Annotated in this window: 17 protein-coding genes; 8 read left to right on the forward strand and 9 right to left on the reverse strand. The window is 62.8% G+C overall.

The window, feature by feature from the left end:
- Nucleotides 1-8: 8 nt before the first annotated feature.
- The 5 genes from ACVOLZ_RS07295 to ACVOLZ_RS07315 form a co-directional block, all read right to left on the reverse strand.
- Nucleotides 9-644, reverse strand: coding sequence for a glutathione S-transferase N-terminal domain-containing protein (locus ACVOLZ_RS07295; protein WP_296253894.1), 636 nt, complete (start codon nucleotides 642-644; stop codon nucleotides 9-11).
- 142 nt (nucleotides 645-786) lie between these two features.
- Nucleotides 787-1,530 (reverse strand): cytochrome c1, encoded by a 744-nt coding sequence (locus ACVOLZ_RS07300; protein WP_481515593.1) that lies wholly within the window; start codon nucleotides 1,528-1,530, stop codon nucleotides 787-789.
- Nucleotides 1,523-2,785: a cytochrome b gene (locus tag ACVOLZ_RS07305; RefSeq protein ID WP_481515594.1), complete on the reverse strand. Its 1,263-nt coding sequence runs from the start codon at nucleotides 2,783-2,785 to the stop codon at nucleotides 1,523-1,525. The genes ACVOLZ_RS07300 and ACVOLZ_RS07305 overlap by 8 nt, the downstream gene beginning before the upstream one ends.
- 2 nt (nucleotides 2,786-2,787) lie before the next feature.
- Nucleotides 2,788-3,408: a ubiquinol-cytochrome c reductase iron-sulfur subunit gene (petA, locus tag ACVOLZ_RS07310; protein WP_481515595.1), complete on the reverse strand. Its 621-nt coding sequence runs from the start codon at nucleotides 3,406-3,408 to the stop codon at nucleotides 2,788-2,790.
- A 178-nt stretch (nucleotides 3,409-3,586) separates the two neighbouring features.
- Nucleotides 3,587-4,504: a lytic transglycosylase domain-containing protein gene (locus ACVOLZ_RS07315; RefSeq protein WP_481515596.1), complete on the reverse strand. Its 918-nt coding sequence runs from the start codon at nucleotides 4,502-4,504 to the stop codon at nucleotides 3,587-3,589.
- A gap of 145 nt (nucleotides 4,505-4,649) precedes the next feature.
- Between ACVOLZ_RS07315 and miaB the strand changes: the two genes are divergently transcribed.
- From miaB to ACVOLZ_RS07355, 8 genes are all read left to right on the forward strand, one after another.
- On the forward strand, nucleotides 4,650-6,101 hold the full coding sequence (gene miaB / locus ACVOLZ_RS07320) for a tRNA (N6-isopentenyl adenosine(37)-C2)-methylthiotransferase MiaB (RefSeq protein ID WP_481515597.1): 1,452 nt from the start codon (nucleotides 4,650-4,652) through the stop codon (nucleotides 6,099-6,101).
- A gap of 573 nt (nucleotides 6,102-6,674) precedes the next feature.
- A complete protein-coding gene (locus tag ACVOLZ_RS07325) occupies nucleotides 6,675-7,661 on the forward strand; it encodes a PhoH family protein (RefSeq protein WP_481515598.1) in 987 nt (328 codons plus the stop codon).
- Entirely contained in the window at nucleotides 7,658-8,143 is a 486-nt protein-coding gene (gene ybeY, locus ACVOLZ_RS07330; protein WP_313493664.1) for an rRNA maturation RNase YbeY, read from the forward strand. Before ACVOLZ_RS07325 ends, ybeY begins: the two co-directional genes overlap by 4 nt.
- Nucleotides 8,144-8,391: 248 nt before the next feature.
- A complete protein-coding gene (locus tag ACVOLZ_RS07335) occupies nucleotides 8,392-9,012 on the forward strand; it encodes a hypothetical protein (RefSeq protein WP_481515599.1) in 621 nt (206 codons plus the stop codon).
- A gap of 71 nt (nucleotides 9,013-9,083) precedes the next feature.
- Complete coding sequence (locus ACVOLZ_RS07340) at nucleotides 9,084-9,962, forward strand: HlyC/CorC family transporter (protein ID WP_481515600.1); 879 nt, start codon at nucleotides 9,084-9,086, stop codon at nucleotides 9,960-9,962.
- A 62-nt stretch (nucleotides 9,963-10,024) separates the two neighbouring features.
- Nucleotides 10,025-11,197, forward strand: a complete 1,173-nt coding sequence (locus ACVOLZ_RS07345; RefSeq protein ID WP_481515641.1) for a lipoprotein N-acyltransferase Lnb domain-containing protein — start codon at nucleotides 10,025-10,027, stop codon at nucleotides 11,195-11,197.
- 14 nt (nucleotides 11,198-11,211) lie between these two features.
- Nucleotides 11,212-12,225 carry a magnesium and cobalt transport protein CorA gene (locus ACVOLZ_RS07350; RefSeq protein ID WP_481510848.1) on the forward strand — a complete coding sequence of 338 codons (1,014 nt, stop codon included), beginning with the start codon at nucleotides 11,212-11,214 and terminating at the stop codon, nucleotides 12,223-12,225.
- A gap of 30 nt (nucleotides 12,226-12,255) precedes the next feature.
- Nucleotides 12,256-13,548, forward strand: a complete 1,293-nt coding sequence (locus ACVOLZ_RS07355) for a M24 family metallopeptidase (protein WP_481515601.1) — start codon at nucleotides 12,256-12,258, stop codon at nucleotides 13,546-13,548.
- A gap of 312 nt (nucleotides 13,549-13,860) precedes the next feature.
- On the opposite strand, the gene ACVOLZ_RS07360 is transcribed toward ACVOLZ_RS07355, so the two are convergent.
- The 4 genes from ACVOLZ_RS07360 to ACVOLZ_RS07375 form a co-directional block, all read right to left on the reverse strand.
- A complete protein-coding gene (locus tag ACVOLZ_RS07360) occupies nucleotides 13,861-15,228 on the reverse strand; it encodes an NAD-dependent succinate-semialdehyde dehydrogenase (protein ID WP_481515602.1) in 1,368 nt (455 codons plus the stop codon).
- A gap of 341 nt (nucleotides 15,229-15,569) precedes the next feature.
- On the reverse strand, nucleotides 15,570-16,415 hold the full coding sequence (locus tag ACVOLZ_RS07365) for an ABC transporter permease subunit (RefSeq protein WP_481515603.1): 846 nt from the start codon (nucleotides 16,413-16,415) through the stop codon (nucleotides 15,570-15,572).
- The gene (locus ACVOLZ_RS07370; RefSeq protein WP_481515604.1) at nucleotides 16,412-17,338 is read right to left on the reverse strand and encodes an ABC transporter permease subunit; all 927 of its coding nucleotides are present in this window, start codon (nucleotides 17,336-17,338) and stop codon (nucleotides 16,412-16,414) included. Before ACVOLZ_RS07370 ends, ACVOLZ_RS07365 begins: the two co-directional genes overlap by 4 nt.
- Entirely contained in the window at nucleotides 17,335-18,465 is a 1,131-nt protein-coding gene (locus tag ACVOLZ_RS07375; protein ID WP_481515605.1) for an ABC transporter ATP-binding protein, read from the reverse strand. The genes ACVOLZ_RS07370 and ACVOLZ_RS07375 overlap by 4 nt, the downstream gene beginning before the upstream one ends.
- Nucleotides 18,466-18,700 lie beyond the last annotated feature (235 nt).

Below are 18,700 nucleotides of genomic sequence, written 5' to 3' on the forward strand. Positions count from 1 at the left end.
GGGACTGCTCAGCCCGGCAGTTCGCGCAGCTTCTTTTCCTGATCGGTCAGGCTACGAACGAAGGCCGGATGGCGGAAAAAGCGATTGCCATAATCTTCGATCGCCTTGCCATCCTTGGGCAGCGCAACGCCCAAGGATTCCAGCCGCCAGATGATCGGCGCAATCGCGCAGTCAGCCAGGCTCATTTCCGGGTTGAGGAAGAACTTGGAGGCCTTGAACAAAGGCACCGACTGCGCGACCAGCTCCTTCAAGCGCTTGCGGCCAGCCTCAGCCTGGGTCTTGTTGCCCATCTGAATGGCCTGCACCTGCGGCACCCAGTCATGTTCGATGCGCAGCATCGCCAGACGCAGCCGTGCGCGCGACAAGGGGTCAACCGGCATCAACGGCGGGTGCGGATAGCGTTCGTCCAGATACTCACTCACCACCGAAGCCGCATACAGCACCAACTCACGCTCAACCAAGGTCGGCACGGAGTGATACGGATTCAGATCGATCAGATCTTCCGGCGGATTCTGCGCGTCGACCGGCACCAGATCGTAAGTCACGCCCTTGGCCGCCAGTACCAGCCGCACCCGATGACACAGGGCATCGTCGTTTGCAGAGAACAAGGTCAGGGTATTACGCATACGCACACTCGCCGCCATCAAAGGCTCTCCATCGGTCGGATTCCGCCAACCTTACGGCCCCGCCAGCACATTGCCGACGGTGACCACGGTTACCCGAGTGTGCCAAGCCACAGGCGCAGTTGCCAAGGCCTCTGCGCACAATCCCCGGCTTGCACCCAGCTCAATGCACGTCTTTCCAGTACTCGGTCTTGACCAGATAGGCCAGGAAGGTAAGCAGGACCAGGAACAACACCACCCAGACGCCCAGGCTCTGCCGCTTCAACGCAGCCGGCTCACCGGCATATTCCAGGAAATTGGTGATGTCACGCACGGTCTGGTCGTAGCTGCGCGGGTCCACCTTGCCCGGCTGGGCCAATGTGAGCCCAACTACCGGCGGCTCCAATCCTTCCTGCTCAGCCTTGCCGTGAATCGCATGCTGCATGCCCTGCAGCTCCCACAATGGGTTGGGCATTGAGGCATTCGGAAACACGCTGTTGTTCCAGCCCAACGGCCGCGACTCGTCCACATAGAACGATTTGAGATAGCTGTAGACCCAATCGCTACCACGCACCCGCGAAATCAGGCTCAGGTCCGGCGGCATCTTGCCGAACCACTTGGTCGCCTCATCGTGCGGCATCGCTACCTGGATCTGCTCGCCGTAGGCGGCACCGGTGAAATTCAGGTTATCCATCACCTGCTGCTCGGTCAGACCGAGGTCTTCGCCAATGCGCGAATAACGCAGGTACTTCAGCGAATGACAGCCCGAGCAGTAGCTCATGTAGGCCTGCGCACCACGCTGCAGCGATGCACGATCGCCCAGATCATTGCCGGCCTGCATCAGCTTACCGCCACCGGAGGCAAACGCCGGGACACAGAACATCATCGCGGCAGCCATCGCCAACCGCACAATCCATTTGTCAGTCATGCGTCGTCACCCGGTCCGGTACCTGCTTGCTGCTGTCGATCTTCGTCCACAGCGGCATGGTGATGAAGAAACCAAAGTACAGGAAGGTCAGCACGCGGCCCACCCAGGTTTCCCAGATTGCCGTGCCCGGGCCGGAACCAATCACGCCCAACCACACGAAGCACACCACCAGGATGCCCAGCATCACCTTGGAGATCGGCCCGCGGTAACGGACCGACTTGACCTTGGCCTTGTCCAGCCACGGCACCAGAAACAGGATGGCAATGGCAGAGAACATCACCATCACACCACCGAGCTTGTTCGGGATCACCCGCAACATCGCGTAGTACGGCGTGTAATACCAGACCGGCTTGATGTGCTCTGGGGTCACCAGTCGGTTGGCCTCGGTGAAATTGTCATGCTCGAGGAACAAGCCACCGAATACCGGCGCGAAGAAGATGATGAAAGCCGCCAAGGTGAGCAGGAAGCAGACTCCGAACAGATCCTTGACCGTGTAGTACGGGTGGAACGGTATGCCATCGGTCGGCGCGGTCGGCGACCAGCGATTACCCTTCGGCCCCTTCTTGATCTCCACACCGTCAGGGTTGTTGGAACCCACCTCGTGCAATGCGCCCAGGTGCAGCACCACCAGCAACAGCAGCACCAGCGGCATCGCAATCACGTGCAAGGCAAAGAAACGGTTAAGCGTGGCATCGCCGGGCAGGTAGTCACCCATGATCCATTCGGTCAGGCCATTGCCGATCACCGGGATGGCACCGAACAGCGAGATGATGACCTTGGCACCCCAGAACGACATCTGCCCCCAAGGCAGCACGTAGCCCATGAAGGCTTCGGCCATCAGCACCAGGTAGATCAGCATGCCCAGGATCCACACCAGCTCGCGCGGCTTCTTGTAACTGCCGTACATCAGTCCACGGAACATGTGCAGGTAGACCACGATGAAGAACAGCGAGGCGCCGGTGCTGTGCATGTAGCGGATCAGCCAGCCCCACTCCACGTCGCGCATGATGTATTCGACCGAGGCGAACGCCTCGGCTGCGCTGGGCTTGAAATGCATCGTCAGGAAGATGCCGGTGACGATCTGGTTGACCAGGATCACCATCGCCAACGAGCCGAAGTAGTACCAGAAGTTGAAGTTCTTCGGCGCGTAGTACTCGCTGATGTGTTTGCGGTACACCGGCATCAGGCCAGGCGCGCGCTCATTGACCCAGTCGGCCACGCCGCTGACGGTGCGGGTAAGAATATTGTCGGCCATGATCAGGCTGCTCCCTGCGGATCAACGCCAATGACAAGGGTGTTGTCATCCACATAATGGTGCGGCGGCACCAGCAGGTTGATCGGCGCCGGCACGTCCTGGAACACGCGCCCGGACATGTCGAAACGCGACTTGTGGCAGGGGCAGAAATAGCCGCCCTTCCACTGCGCGTCGTAGGGCTCGGGGCGGATCTCGGCAACCATCTCCGGCGAGCAGCCAAGATGGGTACACAGACCTACCAGCACGGATACATCCGGCTTGATCGAGCGGAATTCGGGATTGCCCTTGAGCACGTAATCCGGCTGCTGGTCCTTGTTGCCGGACTCCGGATCTTTAAGGCGCGCATCCAGGGTAGGCAATGCCTGCAGGATGGCCTTGGAACGTTTGACGATCCAGATCGGCTGGCCACGCCATTCCAGGATCAGCCGTTGGCCTTCCTGCAAAGCGCTGATATCGGCAGTCACCGGGGCACCGGCCAACTTGGCACGGGCGCTGGGATTCCACGACTTGATGAAAGGAACTGCGGCGAAACCAACACCGACTGCCCCGACCACAGCTGTGGTCGCTGTCAAAAACCGCCGACGTCCGGTGTTGACTGGATCATTTACCCCATCGTTTGCCATCCGGCACTCCGATAATGATTAGGTAGCTAGAGGCTGCCAGCGGTCTGGTGGGGGCCATCCCGCTCTGAATCGAATCGTTCCGGAGTGTAGCGGAACGCTTAACGCTGACACAACGCGATCAAACACCAGTCCGCGAAATTTGTCACGGCCTGCTGCAACAGAATCATTCGGGGACAGTCTACTGGCGCGTGGCCAGCTCGCCACGGTAGCGGTCGGCCAACTGTGCGACGCGCTGCACGTAGTACTGGGTTTCCTTGTAAGGAGGTACACCGCCATGGCGGTCCACCGCACCTTCGCCGGCGTTGTAGCCTGCTGCGGCCAAGGTCAGGTTGCCATTGAAACGACGCAGCAACCACGACAGGTATTGCACGCCACCGCGGATGTTCTGGCCGGCGTCATACGAGTCCGAGACGCCGAAGCGACGTGCGGTCGGCGGCATCAGCTGCATCAAGCCCTGCGCTCCGGCGCGGCTGAGCGCGGTCGGGTTGAAGGCCGACTCGGCGTGGATGATGGCCCGCACCACCGCCTCCTCGACACCGAACTCGCGCGCGGCCGAAGCGATCTCGGTGCTGTAGGCCTGGGTGTTCAGTCGCACCGAGCCGAAATTGACCCTGGAGTTCACGCCACAGGCAAAGCAACGCTCGATATAACTGTATTGGATGGTGCGCACCGCGCCGATGTTGGCCACCTGGGCCGGCCGGCTGCTGGTGTAGTGGCGCACTCCGTCCTTCATATAAGAATAGACCTGCCCACTGATCACCCGCTGCGCCCGTCCTGTAGCAGGCGCAGGCGCCGGCGTGGGCGGCACTGCGGTGGGGGCGGTCTGGGCAGCGACCGCCGTCGAACTGTCATTGGCCTGGCTCGCGGGAGCCGCAGCCGGGGCGGCAACGGGCGCCGGGGTCGGCGGCACATAGCGCGGCGCCTCGCGAGTCGGCCGGTAATTGCTGACCACGCTGCAGCTCGCGCCACTGACGCGTTTGCTGACGTAATTGGGCACTCCATCGCTGCCAACACACTTGTACAGCGTGCCGGCACTGGCCGGCGAAGCGACCAATGCAGCTGCGAGAATGCCGGTGATCCCCAAAATCCCCTTCATGGGCGCGAGTCTCCCAGCTTCGCCGGGGCTTGCCAAGTATTTGACGCAGCGCCTTTCGTGCTTTGCCCGGCAGACCGATACAATAGCCGGCTACGAATGCAGCCCCAGCGGCTGCGTGCCCGCCCACCCGTCTGGAATAAGCGCCATGCCCGGGACGCCAGCAACTCCCCTGCCGATCACGGCCGGCTCCGCCGTGCCTACTGTTGAAATGACCACACCCGAACTGATTCCCCTGCCCGGCCAGCGGCCGACGGTTGCCGGCGGCGCGCGCGGCAAGCTCTACATCAAGACCCACGGTTGCCAGATGAACGAGTACGACTCGACCAAGATGGCCGACGTGCTCGCCGCATCCGAAGGGCTGGAGCTGACCGACAATCCCGAAGAAGCCGACGTGGTGCTGGTCAACACCTGTTCCATCCGCGAAAAGGCCCAGGAGAAAGTGTTCAGCCAGCTCGGCCGCTGGAAGGCGCTCAAGGCTAATGGCCGCGACGTCATCATTGGCGTCGGCGGCTGCGTGGCCTCGCAGGAAGGCGAAGCCATCGTCAAACGTGCGCCCTACGTGGACCTGGTGTTCGGCCCGCAGACCCTGCACCGCCTGCCGGAGCTGATCCGCGCCCGCCGCGAGCAGAACAAGCCGCAGGTGGACATCAGCTTCCCCGAGATCGAGAAGTTCGACCGCATGCCCGAGCCGCGCGCCGAAGGCCCGTCGGCCTTCGTTTCGATCATGGAAGGCTGCTCCAAGTACTGTTCGTTCTGCGTGGTGCCGTATACCCGTGGCACCGAGGTCAGCCGCCCGTTCGAGGACGTGCTGGTCGAATGCGCCCAGCTCGCCGATCAAGGCGTGCGCGAGATCAACCTGCTTGGCCAGAACGTCAACGCCTACCGTGGCCCCTACGGCGACGGCGAGATTGCCGACCTTGGCCTGCTGATCCGCACCCTTGCCGAAATCGACGGCATCGGCCGCATCCGCTTCACCACTTCCCACCCATTGGAATTCAGCGACTCGCTGGTGGACGCCTACCGCGACGTGCCGAAACTGGCCAACTACCTGCACCTGCCGGTACAGGCCGGCAGCGACCGCGTGCTCAGCGCGATGAAGCGCGGCTATACCGCGCTGGAGTTCAAGTCCAAGATCCGCAAACTGCGCGCGGTTCGCCCGGACATCTCGATCAGCTCAGACTTCATCGTCGGTTTCCCCGGCGAAACCGATGCCGATTTCGAGAAGACCATGAAGCTGATCGAGGACGTGGGCTTCGACCAGAGCTTCTCCTTCATCTATTCGCGCCGCCCCGGCACCCCGGCCGCCGACCTGGAAGACACCACCAGCGATGCCGACAAGCACGCCCGGCTGTCACGGCTGCAGGCACAGATCAACGAGCACGCCGCCGGCATCTCGACGAACATGGTTGGCACGGTGCAGACCGTGCTGGTCGAGGGCCCGTCTCGCAAGGACCCGAACGAGCTGACTGGCAAGACCGAGAACATGCGTTCGGTGAACTTCCCGGCCAGTTCACGGCTGATCGGCCAGTTTGTGGATGTACTGATCACTGAGGCCTTCAGCAATTCGTTGCGTGGGCGGGTGGTTACGCAGGATTGAGGTTGCCTGACTCCCGATTGCAGGGCTTGGTTAGTGGACCCGCTTCTTGCGGAAAAATGGGCTGCGAGGGTTGAGACCGAACTTCGCTGGTCCGAAGCAGGCGCGCCCTCCGCTCCGCGCCCCGGCCCTTGCGCTGGCGCAAGCTCGTTCGATGGGCAGCGAACCAGTGGTTCGCAAGCTGCCCCTCTCCCGCTAGCGGGAGAGGGGAAAAGCCTCCGCCGCCCGTTCTGGCTGTTGCCCGGCGGCTACGGTCATTTATTCGCCACACCGACCCAAAGCCCGTCGTTATTGGGCTGCGCTCGGTTATCCACATGTTCATCCCGAATCGATCCACAAAAAATGTGGACAACTTGTTACCCATAAATCGTCAAATGTGGCGGTTTTTTAACCACCCCGCCAAGAGGCTTATGCCGCAAGGGCTGGACAGGGATATCCACAGCTTGGCCCACGCCACATCCACATCGGCTGTGGAGAACCCGGACCACTATCTGCCGCGCTGGTGGTCCGTCAGCCGCAGGGGTACCCTTCCAAGGTCCAAGGCACGGCTTCGCCGGCCAGCAACTGTCAGTGAAAATGACCACCACCACGCATCGCGACTTCACTCTCGACCCGATTGATAACGAACGGCTGGCCAATCTGGCCGGGCCGTTCGACGAGCATCTGCGCCAGGTCGAACTCAAGCTGGGCGTTGAAATTGCCAACCGCGGCAATGTCTTCCGCGTCAGCGGCCCCGGCAAGACCGCACTGGAAGCGGAAAAGCTGCTCAAGGCCCTTTATGTGGAAGCAGCCGAAGCCGTCTTCGACAGCCACGCCATCCACCTGCGGCTGAACCGCGCCAATGTCGATCACGTGACCGAGCAGGCCTATGAAGCGCAGGAAGTAGCGATCAAGGTCAAGCGCGGCACCGTGCGTGGCCGCGGCCTCAACCAGGCCAGCTATCTGCACCAGATTGCCACCCACGACATCAGCTTCGGCATCGGCCCGGCCGGTACCGGCAAGACCTTCCTGGCGGTGGCGATGGCCGTGGACGCACTGAATGAATCGCGCGTGCAACGCTTGATCCTCGTGCGCCCGGCAGTGGAAGCAGGCGAGAAGCTGGGCTTCCTGCCCGGCGACCTGACCCAGAAGGTCGACCCCTACCTGCGCCCGCTATACGACGCCCTGTACGAAATGCTGGGCGTGGAAAAAGTGGCCAAGCTGCTTGAGAAGAATGTCATCGAGATCGCTCCGCTGGCCTACATGCGCGGCCGCACGCTCAATGACGCCTTCGTGATCCTGGACGAAGCACAGAACACCACGATCGAACAGATGAAGATGTTCCTGACCCGCCTGGGCTTCGGCTCAACCGCGGTGGTCACCGGCGACCTGACCCAAACCGACCTGCCTAAGCATGTCAAATCCGGCCTGCGCGACGCCATCGAGGTGCTGCGCGGCGTGGACGGAGTCAGCTTCACCTTCTTTGAATCGCGCGACGTGGTGCGCCACCCCTTGGTGGCCCGTATCGTCAGCGCCTATGACCGCCGCGATCTGCAGCAGGTCAAACCCGGAGCAAGCGAATGACCAAGGGCCCTGTCCGCCTTGATGTAGCCGTCAGCTACGCCCTGCCCCGCGCCGGCCTGCCGGCAGCGGTGAGCTTCCGTCGCTGGGTGGCTGCTGCCCTGAAAGGCCGCATCCGCGAGGCCGACCTAGCCATCCGCGTGGTCGACGCCAAGGAAGGCCAGTCACTGAACCGCCATTACCGGGGTAAGGACTACGCCACCAACGTACTCAGCTTTCCAGCCGAGCTGCCCGAAGGCCTGCCCAAGGGAGTGAAGTTCCCCTTGCTGGGCGACCTGGTGATCTGCGCCCCGGTGGTTGCCCGCGAGGCTGAGGAACAGGACAAGGCGCTCAACGCCCATTACGCCCACCTCACCGTGCACGGCGTGCTGCATCTACTCGGCTGGGATCACGAGGACGACAAGGAAGCTGAGGCCATGGAACAGCTGGAACGCGAGATCCTGGCCGACCTGGGCATTGCCGACCCCTACGCCAACGAGCAGTAGTGGCGAGCGATGCTCGGCAGGGGCTTTCCCAGCAATCCCATGTAGTGCCGAGCCATGCTCGGCAGGGGCCGTCCCCATAGCCTGACACCCCACAGCTTTGTAGGAGCGGCGTCAGCCGCGAAGCAGACACACCTTCTGATTGCAGCCATTCCAGGCTCTCATGGGATGCGAGCTTCGCGGCTTACGCCGCTCCTACAACACAGCGCTGCACTTCGATGCCGCTATCATCGGCATCAGGACTTCACCGAATGAATGCCGTGCGCTCAAGCTGCCTGCTACCGCTACTACTCCTCGCTGCCGGTTCGGCTCGCGCCCAGCCCACCATCGACCTGCCCGCCCTGATCGAGTGCCGACAAAGCGTCAGCGAGTTCGCTGCACTGGCACCCATCGCCAATGACCCACTGAAAGCGATAGCGTTGGGATGGCGGCCCTTGCCGCAGGGCAACCTGTTCATGGCCGAGTACATGCTGAACACTCCGATCGCGGTGTTCGGGCACAGCGCCGACCATATCGCCATGGCCGGCGGCACCATCATCGCCGTCCTCGACATGCCCGATCCGCGCCCGCTGGCCAAACAGCTGGAGCTGGAAACCGGCTACGACGCCCCTGACAAGTTCATGGCCGGACGCGAGCTGGTCAGCCGCGACGTCAACGACGCCAAGACCGGCGAGGCACTGATCGAATCGGTGATCCTGGGCGTGTCCACGGTCAAATCCCATCCGGGCAAAACCCTGGCCGGCTGCACCTACAGCCTGGACCTGCCCGCCGAGGGAGAAGCCCCGCCCGCACCCGCCAAGCCGGCCGAAACCCCGGCTGACGTACCGCCGGTAGCCCCAAGCGTGCAGACCCCCAACCCGCCGCCAGCTTGAACAGACCGCGGCAAACATCCTGCTAGACTTGTCGGCACCGCCCGGCCTGCCGGGTGCAGTCAAACCAAGAGATGTCTGAAGACGACAGTAGTACCTCGCCCGACAACGGCGAGAAGAAACGTAGCTGGCTGGAGCGCCTGGGTTCGGCGTTCTCCAGCGAACCCCACACCCGCGACGAGCTGGTTGGCATCCTGCAGACGGCACAGCAGGACGGCCTGATCGCCGCAGACACCCTGCGGATGATGGAAGGCGCCATTTCGGTGGCCGAGCTGACCGTCGGCGACGTGATGATCCCGCGCTCGCACATGGTGTCGCTGGCGGTGGACCGGCCTTTCATCGAGCTGATGAAGCAGGTGGTCGATTCCGGCCATTCGCGCTTCCCGGTACACGGTGAGAACAAGGACGACATCCTCGGCATCCTGCTGGCCAAGGACCTGCTGCGCGGCGTGGTCGCCGACAACAGCCATGCCAGCGTGCGCGAGCTGCTGCGTCCTGCGGTGCTGATCCCCGAATCGAAGAAGCTCAATGTGCTGCTCAAGGAGTTCCGGCTCTCGCGCAACCACATGGCGATCGTGGTGGACGAGTACGGCGGCGTCGCCGGCCTGGTCACCATCGAGGATGTGCTGGAGCAGATCGTCGGCCAGATCGACGACGAGCACGACGAGACCGAAGACCACACCTCGCAGATCGCCATCCTCGCCGATGGCCGCTATGTGGTGGATGCGCTGACCACCATCGGCGATTTCAACGAGCGTTTCGGCGCCGAGTTCTCCGATGATGATTACGACACCATCGGCGGGCTGGTCACTGAAGCCGTCGGCCATCTGCCGGAAATCGGCGATGAGCTGACCCTGGAGCGCTTCGTGTTCCGGGTGGCCAAGGCCGATGCGCGTCGCGTGCAGGCCTTCCACGTCACCATCCTGCCACCTGAAGACCAGGACGAAGCTTGATCACCCTGCGCCTGCCGCGGCTGCTGTCCGCGTTTGCGTCGTTGTTCCTGCTGCTGGCCGCGATGGCCAGCAGCGCACAACCGGTCGCCAACCAACCCAGCGAAACCAGCACCCACCCGGCACCGCGCATCGGCGTGGTGACCATGCTGCCGGGCGAAGTGTTCTTCGAGCGTTTCGGCCACGACGCACTGGTGGTACTGGACCCGGTAACGGGGCGGGCAACTTCGTACAACTTTGGCTTCTTCGATCCGTCCGAGCCGGATTTCATCGGCAACTTCGTGCGCGGCAAAATGATGTATTACCTGGTCGCACTGCCGCTGGAGCAGGACCTGGCGCAGTACGAGAGCGTTGGCCGCGGCGCAAACATCCAGTGGCTGGACCTGCCGCCGACACAGGCACAGGGACTGGCCGATGCGCTGGCCGAACGGGCCAAGCCCGAGAACGCGCGCTACCGCTACGACTACTTCACCGCCAACTGCGCCACCATGGTGCGCGACAGCCTGGACCAGGCCATGGGCGGCGCGCTGCAATCGCAGCTGGCCGGCCGCTCGCGTGGCAACAGCTACCGCAGCGAGTCGGTGCGACTGGCCTCGCCTTCGCTGTGGATGTGGCTGGGCTTTGACATCGGCCTGGGCCCGAATGCCGACCAGCCACTGTCGCGCTGGCAGGAAGCCTTCGTCCCCATGCGTCTGGCCGACAGCCTGCGCGAGGTGCGCAACAGCGAAGGCCGGCCGCTGGTACAGGCCGAGCAGGAACTGCTGCCGCAACGTCTGCCGCCCGAACCAAAAGAACAACAGCGCTCCTGGTGGCCGTGGTTGCTGGTCGGTCTTGCCGTCGCCGCTGCGCTGTACGCCGCACGCCGCAAGCCACGCCTGATTGGCGGCCTTGCCCTGCCGTTCTGGCTGTTCTGCGGCGTTGCCGGTGGCCTGCTGACCTTCCTGTGGGGCTTCAGCGAACACCAAGCCGCCTGGGCCAACCGCAACCTGCTGCTGCTCAGCCCGCTAGCGCTGTTGTTGATTCCCGGCGCATGGAGTCTGCTGCGCGGGCGTCAACCGCGCGCCTGGTTCAGGGTCGTCCTGTGGCTGATGACCGGCATTGCGCTGCTGGCGTTGCCGCTGCATTGGCTGTCGCTGCAGGCGCAGTTCAACATGCAGTGGATCGTGCTGCTGCTGCCCATCCACGTCGCACTGGCACTGATCTTGGGGCGCCGCAGCTTGGCGTTACCGGCCAGCTGAGGCACGATGCCGGGATGACTACCGGCATCACTCCAACTCCCGCCCAGGCCAACCCGGCCTGCGTGATCAATTGCACCTGGTACGGTGCCGACGGCACACAGCGCCCGCTGGACCTGGACAGCATCAGCGACGTGCTCGCCGATGATGCCAAGGGCTTCGTCTGGGTCGGCCTGTACGAGCCCAGTGACGCCATCCTGGACAAGGTGCAGGAAGAATTCGACCTGCATCCACTGGCGATCGAAGACACCCGCAAGGCGCACCAGCGGCCCAAGATCGAAACCTACGGCAATTCCCTGTTCGTGGTGGTGCACACCGCCCAGGTCGTGGATGAGCGCATCCGCTACGGCGAAACCCATGCCTTCCTCGGCCCGCGCTTCCTGGTGACGGTCCGCCACGGCGCCTCGTTGTCGTATGCGCCAGTGCGCGCGCGGCTGGAGCAGGAGCCCGAGCTACTGGCGATGGGCCCCTCGTTCTGCCTGTACTCGGTGCTGGATGCGGTGGTCGATCATTACCTGCCGATCACCGACAGCTTCCGCGACACCCTGGACCTGCTGGAGAAAAACATCTTCGCCGACACCTATGAGCGGCGCACGGTGATCCGCCTGTATGAACTCAAGCGCGAGCTCAACAAGATGCGTTTGGCGGTTGCGCCACTGCAGGATGCCCTGGCCCAGCTGCAGCGCAACCAGGCGCAGTTGATCAACGAAGAAGTGCGGCTCTATCTGCGCGATGTGCAGGACCACGCCGCCCGTGTCAACGAAGCCATCGACACCTTGCGCGAAATGCTGGGCACCGCGCTGAGCGTCAACCTGTCGCTGGTGACGCTGGCGCAGGGCGAGACGGTCAAGCAGCTCGGTGCCTGGGCAGCGCTGTTGGCTGCACCAACCCTGGTCACCAGCTGGTACGGCATGAACTTCGCGCATATGCCGGAACTGGCCGGGCGCTTCGCCTATCCGCTGCTGATGCTTGGCGTCGGCGTGATCTGCGTGGTGTTGTACCGCCTGTTCAAACGTTCCGGCTGGCTTTGATCAGCCACTTCGTCTTTCGAGAGAGCAACCATGCAGCACGACCACTCCAATCCTGCACGCCGTAATTTCCTGCGCAACACGCTGATTGCAAGCGCCGCCGCGCTGCCGTTGTCGCAACTGGCATCGGCGCAGACTGCCAGCAGCAACGACAACGCCTTGCCCGAATCAATGCGCGCCCTGAAATCAGTCGCTGCGCAGGTTGTACCAATTGGCAATGACGAGCGCATCGCGCGCGTGGCCAAGGCCCAGCGACTGATGGCCGAGCACGGCATCGATGCGGTGTTCATTGGCGCTGGCAGCTCGCTGACTTATTTCACCGGCATGCATTGGTGGGACAGCGAACGCCTTACCGGGGTGATCCTGCCGCGCAAGGGCGAGCCGGTCTACGTGACACCGGAGTTCGAGCGCGTACGCACGCTGGAGCAGATCAAGCTCGGCAACGATGTGCGCGGCTGGCAGGAAGATGAGGACCCCTACGCCCTGGTCGCCAAGGTGCTGCGTGACATGGGCCTTGCCACCGGCACGCTGGGCATGGAAGAAGCCGTGCCCTACTTCCGCGCCAAGGGCATTGCCGATGCTCTGCCGCAGGCCAAGGTCGTACCAGCATGGCCGGTGGTATCCGGCTGCCGGCGGGTAAAAAGTGCGGCCGAGCTGGCATTGATGAAGCTGGCCAATGAAGCCACGCTGGCGGTATATGAAGCAGTCTGGAAGGCCTTGAAGCCGGGCATGACCGAGCAGGACATCAGCGGCCTGCTGGCCATGGCCTACGCGCGTACCGGCCTGAATGGCGATGCCAGCGTCAACGTCGGCAAGTACACCGCCTCACCACATGGCTCGGACAAACCGCAGCACCTGGTCGAAGGCACGCCAATCATCTTCGACGGTGGCTGCCGCGCCGGTGGCTATACCAGCGACATCACCCGCACCGTGGTGCTGGGCCAGCCCAACGACGAGATCCGCAAGGTATTCGACATCGTGTTGAAGGCACAGACGGCGGCATTGAATACCGCACGCCCGGGCGTGGCGATGGGCGATGTGGATGCAGCTGCCCGCAAGGTGATCAGCGATTCCGGCTACGGCCCGGACTACCGCTATTTCAGCCACCGTCTGGGCCATGGCATTGGCCTGGACATGCACGAATGGGATTACCTGGTACGCGGCAACAAGCACTTGCTGGAACCGGGCATGACCTTCAGCGACGAACCCGGCATCTACATCCCCGACCGCTTCGGCGTGCGCCTGGAAGACATCCTCTACGTCACCGAGGACGGTGCCGCGCTGATGACCCCGCAGAGCCGGTCCATCGACCAGCCGTTTGGGTGATTGGAGCGGCGGCGCCCTTTGTAGGAGCGGCGTATGCCGCGAAGCCACTGCAAGATCGGAAGCCGCAGAGCGCTACCCCTCCCCAACCCTCCCCTTGGCCTTCGGCCAAAGGGAGGGAGCTGCATCCGTAGTGCCGAGCCATGCTCGGCAGAGGCTTTACTAGCAGCCCATGTCTGAGCGGCGTAAGCCGCGAAGCTACTGATCGTCAAAACGCTGCCCAGCCTGCAATCTGGGTCACTGCAGTTGCAGGTTTTCGTGGGCGCTTAAGGGTTGCCAGCTTCGCGGCTCACGCCGCTCCTACAACCTCTGCCGTCAGGCCACATAGACCGTTTTGATGTTCATGAACTCATGAATACCCGGCCCCGCCAACTCACGCCCGAATCCAGATCGCTTGGTGCCGCCGAATGGCAACCGCGCATCGCTCTTCACCACTGAATTGACGAAGGCCGCGCCGCATTGCAGCTGCACGGCAACGTTTTCGCCGCGCAGCACGTCGCGTGTCCATACGCTGCCACCCAAACCGAAACTGGTGTCATTGGCGACGCGCACGGCCTCGGTCTCGTCCTTGACCCGGATGATGGCCGCCACTGGCCCGAACAACTCCTGGTCATATGCCGGCATGCCGGGCCCAACGTTGTCCAGAATCGTGGCCTGGTAGCCTGCGTTGCTGCTGGCAACCGCTTCGCCACCCAGCAGCACCTTTGCACCCTTGTCGATGCTGGCGCGCACCTGCTTGTGCAGTTCCTCGCGCAGGTCAGCGCGCGCCATCGGCGCGAGCGTGCTCGCATCTTCCTGCGGATCGCCGTAAACACGCGTCTGCGCAGCTTCGACGAAACGCTGCACGAAAGCATCAGCAATGGAGTCGACCAGGATGAAGCGCTTGGCCGCGATGCAGGTCTGGCCAGCATTGTCGAAACGCGACCGCACTGCCGCAGCCGCAGCAAGGTCCAGATCGGCGTCATCCAGCACCACGAAGGCATCGCTGCCACCCAGTTCCATCACGCACTTCTTCAGCTGGTCACCGGCGTTCGCCGCGATCGACCGCCCTGCGCGCTCGCTACCGGTCAGCGTAACCGCCTTGATCCGCCGATCACGCAACACGTCCGCCGCCTGATCGTTGTCGATATGCAGAACGTCGAACACACCGTCCGGAATGCCGGCAGCAGCAACAACCTCGCGCAGCAGATCCGCACAGCCGGGCACATTGCTGGCGTGCTTGAGCAGGGCGACATTGCCAGCCATCAAGCCTGGGGCAAGGAAGCGGATCACCTGCCAGATCGGAAAATTCCACGGCATCACCGCCATCACGCAACCGACAGGTTGGTAGATGACGTAGCTGCGCTGGGCTTCGGTTGGGATCGGCTGCGGCTTCAGGTAGTCGGCAGCGTGGTCAGCGTAGTACTCGCAACCGACGGCGCTCTTCTCGATCTCGGCCAAGGCCTCACGGCGCAACTTGCCCATCTCGGAAGTCATTACGCGCTGGATCTCGTCGCGACGCTCACGCAGGACTGCTGCGACCTTGCGCAGATAGTCGCCGCGCTGCTGCAGCGACAATGCCGACCAGTGTGGGAACGCCGATTCAGCTGAAGCCAGACGCTGTTCGATCGCGGCAGCAGTCAGCAGCTCGACCGTGCGCACGATCTCGCCATTGAAGGGATTGATAGTCTGATACGACGCCATGGACTCACCTGCATTCAACGAATGCAGGAATGGTAGCGCCGCGAATGTTGCGCGCAGGTAAATCCCAAGCAGCCCTGTAGTGCCGAGCCATGCTCGGCAGGGGCTTTTACCAAGGATCCATCAGCCACTCCCATCATTGTGGGAGCGACGTCAGCCGCGAAGCTGGCAATGTTGAGATCACCCAAATCGTGGCGATTTGATGAATCACCAGCTTCGCGGCTTACGCCGCTCCCACAATTGATGATGGATTGCTGGTGAAGCCTCTGCCGAGCATGGCTCGGCACTACATGGGCATTGCTGGTGAAGCCTCTGCCGAGCATGGCTCGGCACTACAGTACCTCTCAGCCGTTTTCCTGCAGCGCCAGCTGCATGTCGCGCTGGCGTCGCTTGTCGGCGCGGGCCGATATCCACCAACCCAAGACCGCTACCGTCGATACTGCCAGCACCATCAGCGTGGCCAGCGCGTTGATCTTCGGGCTTACACCCATGCGCACCGAGGCGAAGATCTTCATCGGCAGCGTGGTCGAGCTGGGGCCGGCGACGAAGCTGGCAATCACCACGTCATCGAGCGACAAGGTGAAGGCCAAAAGCCAGCCGGACAGCAGCGCCGGGGCAATGATCGGCAAGGTAATCAGGAAGAACACCTTGAGCCGGTTGGCACCCAGGTCCATCGCCGCCTCCTCCAGCGAACGGTCCAGCTCCTGCAGGCGCGAGGACACCACCACCGTGACGAAGGAAATCGTGAAGGTCACATGCGCGATCCAGATCGCCACAACGCCCTTGGACGGCAGGCCGAAAAGTCCCCCCATCGACACCAGCATCAGCAGGATCGACAGGCCGATGATCACTTCCGGCATCACCAGCGGCGCGGTCACCAGCGCACCAAAGATGGTCTTGCTGGGAAAACGCTTGAAGCGCGTCATCGCCATCGCCGCCATGGTGCCGATCACCATCGAAGCCGAGGCGGTCCAGAACGCGATCTTGATGCTGATCCAGGCCGCCTGCAGCAGCTGCCGGTCGCGGAACAACTCGCCGTACCACTGCGTGGAGAAGCCCGCCCATACCGTCGCCAGCCGCGAGGAGTTGAACGAGTACACCATCAGCAACAGGATCGGCAGGTACAGGAAGGCGAAGCCGAGCAGCAGAACGCTCCAACCCAACCAGGAACTACGCCGGGTCATGCTCATGCCAGCTTCCCTTCCAGCTCACGCTGCTGCGAACGGTTGAAGATGATGATGGGGATCAGCAGCAGGATCAGCATCACGATCGCCACCGCCGAGGCCAGCGGCCAGTCGCGGTTGTTGAAGAACTCGCCCCACAGCACCCGGCCGATCATCAGCGTATCCGGGCCACCGAGCATTTCCGGGATCACGAATTCACCCACCGCCGGGATCATCACCAGCATGCAACCAGCAATGATGCCGCTGCGCGACAGCGGCAAGGTGATGCGCAGGAATGCCTGCCAGGGCTTGGCGCCGAGGTCGTAGGCCGCTTCCAACAAGCGATTGTCGAGCTTGACCAGGTTGGCGTACAGCGGCAGCACCATGAACGGCAGATAGCAGTAGACGATCCCGACGTAGGCCGCGAACGGGGTGTAGAGCATGCGTATCGGCTCGTCGATCACACCGATGCTCATCAAGGTTCGATTGATCAGACCATTGCTGTCGAGGATGCCGATCCAGGCATAGACGCGGATCAGGAACGAGGTCCACGACGGCAGCACCACCAGCATCATCGCGATGTTTCGCGCCGACGGCGACATGCGCGAGATCACGTAGGCCATCGGGTAGCCGATCAACAAGGTCAGCAACGTGGAGATCACCGCGATCTTGATCGAGCTCAGGTAGGCCACTATGTACTGGCTGTCGGTGAACAGCGCGGTGTAGTTGCCCAGGTTGAGATTGACCGTGAACGCGCTGTCCACGTATTCCACGATGGAGGTATACGGCGGCATCGCCACCGCCATCTTGGCGAAGGAGATCTTCAACACGATCAGGAACGGGATCGCGAAGAACAGCAACAGCCACAGATACGGCACGCCGATCACACCCGCGCGCGCACCCGGCAGCCAACGCCGCCAACCGCTGGTGAGTGGAGTAGTCGCGCTCATGAGGTCAGCACCACGCCGTCGTTGTCGTCCCAGGACACCCACACTTCATCGTTCCAGGTGATGCCGTCACTGTCCCAGCGCTTCATGTTGGCGAAGTTGGACAGGATCTTGGCACCACTGGGCAGACGCACGTGGTAGACCGAGTGGCTGCCGAAGTAGGCAATGTCCTCGACCACGCCAAACGCCTTGTTGGTGTCACCTTCCGGTTCTTCCTTGGCGATATGCACCTTCTCCGGACGCAGCGCGAAGGCTACCGGCTGGCCTTCGTAGCCGGTGATGCCGTGGCCGACGTAGATCGGCGCCGGGAAGTCGGCGGTGCGCACAGTGACGTATTCGGGCAGATCCTCGTCGATCACGCCTTCGAAGGAATTCACCGAGCCGATGAAGCCGGCGACGAAACGGTTGGCCGGCTGCTCGTAGATGTCATCCGGCTTGCCGATCTGCTGGATCCAGCCCTGGTCCATCACCGCGATGCGGGTGGCCATGGTCATGGCTTCTTCCTGGTCGTGGGTGACCATCACGCAGGTCACGCCGAGCTGCTCGATGATATTGACCAGCTCCAGCTGCATCTTCGAGCGCAGCTTCTTGTCCAGCGCGCCCATCGGCTCGTCCAGCAACAGCAACTTCGGGCTCTTCGCCAGCGAGCGGGCCAGGGCCACACGCTGCTGCTGGCCGCCGGAAAGCTGGTGCGGTTTGCGCTTGCCCAGCTTCTGCAGCTGCACCAGCTCCAGCATCTCGCCGACACGGCGGGTGATGGCGTCTTTGGCCATGCCGTCCTGCTTCAGGCCGAAGGCGATGTTCTGCTCCACCGTCATGTGCGGGAACAGCGCATAGGACTGGAACATCATGTTGATCGGCCGCTCGTACGGCGGCAGCGCGGTGATCGGCTGGCCGTCGAGCAGGATCGTGCCCTTGGTCGGGGTTTCAAAGCCGGCCAGGCAGCGCAGCAAGGTGGACTTGCCGCTGCCCGAACCGCCCAGCAATGCAAAGATCTCGCCCTTGCGCACATCAAGGTTGACGTCATCGACGGCGACGAAACCATCGAATTCCTTGCGCAGATCGCGGATGGACAGGTAGCCGGGCTCGCTGTTCAAAGCGATGGCCTCTGGCTTGGCGTCAACGGGCATGTAGGGCTCCGGAAGCAGGCAGATGAACAAACGCGCGTAGTGTAGCCCCCTGATTTTGCTGGCGACACCGCTGGCTGTGGCGGTTGGGGCGCCCCTCCCCTTTGGCGCAGCCAAGGGGGAGGTTGGGAGGGGGTGGCTTTTGCTGTTGCTCCTGGAGCTGCAAAGGCCGGAGGCTGAGCTGCAAAGCACCCCTCCCCAGCCCTCCCCTTGGCTGCGCCAAAGGGAGGGAGACAAG

Source organism: Stenotrophomonas sp. STEN020, assembly GCF_056760195.1.